We start from the raw sequence: 1785 nt of genomic DNA, 5'->3' as shown, positions 1-1785 counted from the left end.
TATGGAACTTGAAGGGATAGACGATGAGGTCTCAAATCATGAGATTTTGGCTTAAGAAACAAACAACAAGTAATTAATATATAATAAATATGAGGATAATAAATGAAGAAATTATTTTGTTTTGATTTTGATAATACACTGGTCAAGGGGCATGTTCATAGCCAGCTTACTAATAAAGGGATAGTGCCTGTTACAAATAATAATACACTAGTTATAAATGGTATAGTACAGACAGGCGAGATAAACCCAAAATATGATAAGAAGCTGGTCAAACATGAAGCTTCCAAACTACTTAAGAATCCTGATATAGGCCTTAGAGATAAGCAAGCACTGAAAAAAACATTTGTAACTATATTAGAACAAGGACATCAAATAGCAATTACTTCTTTTACTAAATATCCCGATGCAATTTCTGCAGCTCTAGAAGAGTTGGGGCTAACTCAAATCCAGCTTGAAGGTATAAAGATAATAGGAGGTTTTCCTAAAGGCGGTGCTAGGGATCCAAATGCAAAAACCGAGCATATAGAGAAAGCTATGGAATTGTCCGGTATAAAAGATAAGCAAAATGTTGTATTAATAGATGATAGTATCAAAAATATAAATAACGCGAAAGAACAAGGTATTTCAGCGGTTCTTGTAAAAGATGGATTTAAGTGGGATAATATAACAAAATTAATAGGAAGCAAACAAATAAACACAACACAAGAGAAAGTAAGTAATATTGCTAACCCCAAAAATGTTAATACTAAAGATACAAAGGCAACAATTAAAGAAACACAAAAAACGGTAAGATTAATACCAAGTGAACAGGAAATTAACAAAGCCGATATAATAAAAGGGAAAGTAGTTAGTGCTACTGCTCGTAATGATGTAAGATTCAAAGATACAAAAGTGGTGATAGGAAAAAAACAAGGATGGCAGAAGTTTTTAGCTACGATATTTTTTTTAAAGAAAGAAAAAGTTATTGGACTAATCGACAAAAAAAGTAATTTTATTCAAGATGCGAATATTATTAAAAATTTTAAAAAAGAACATAAAATAATAAATCATGGGCAATTTGCTAATACTGAAATTGATCTTATAGTCTCTAAAGAGAAGCAAGTAATTGCAGTTCGTAATGCAGAAGGTTTACATAATCATTATGGTGAACGATTGCATCGGGATAAGATTATTGAACGAGGAACAGAAATTACAAAAAAAAGTATTTTAAAAAACTCTTCCTCTGTCCCTCCTATCCCCGAAAAATCTGAAGAAATAAGACAAAAATATAAATTATCTGACAGTAAAGCGGCACGAATACTACAAACTTTACAACAGACAACTCCACGTAGTAAAGCTCCCGCTATACCTCCGAAATCTTTGACCGTAAGAACAAAATATCAGCAGCAATCAACAAGAGGAATATAAGATAAATTATGAATGAGTATAAATCTATGGGTGCTGAAATAGAACATAATATAAAGATTTCTGAATATCAGCAAGTTGTTTAACTACGTCTCGGCAAAAGCTAAAGATACGGATCATTGTCTTGCATTCCTATCAACAATGATTCATGCTCTGTAGAACCGTACTGAAAGATAAGATCCTTAGGTGTGACGTTATAAAGATTAGGAATTCGGAAATTAGCCCCAAATGCAATCAGTAATTCTGTAATTTTTGTCGTTTTGTAATTGAGTGCGGAATAATGTAGCGGTGTATTTCCAGATTCATTTTGAATGTTACAATCTGCTCCTGAACCTAATAGTAATACAGATATTCGGTCGTGCCTCCGTATTGCAGTTTAGA

Annotated in this window: 2 protein-coding genes; one reads left to right on the top strand and one right to left on the bottom strand. The window is 32.4% G+C overall.

Annotated elements, in window-relative coordinates; translation table 11 throughout:
* Nucleotides 1-102 precede the first annotated feature (102 nt).
* Complete coding sequence (locus KYQ89_RS05485; RefSeq protein WP_218460744.1) at nt 103-1407, top strand: hypothetical protein; 1305 nt, start codon at nt 103-105, stop codon at nt 1405-1407.
* Between the two features lie 100 nt (nt 1408-1507).
* Here the strand turns inward: KYQ89_RS05485 and KYQ89_RS08395 are convergent, their stop codons facing one another.
* Nucleotides 1508-1756 (bottom strand): ankyrin repeat domain-containing protein, encoded by a 249-nt coding sequence (locus KYQ89_RS08395; RefSeq protein ID WP_371920415.1) that lies wholly within the window; start codon nt 1754-1756, stop codon nt 1508-1510.
* Nucleotides 1757-1785 lie beyond the last annotated feature (29 nt).

The organism is Rickettsia sp. TH2014, assembly GCF_019249195.1.
In the GTDB taxonomy this organism is placed as follows: domain Bacteria; phylum Pseudomonadota; class Alphaproteobacteria; order Rickettsiales; family Rickettsiaceae; genus Rickettsia; species Rickettsia felis.
This window is presented reverse-complemented; position numbering and strand designations above follow the sequence as displayed.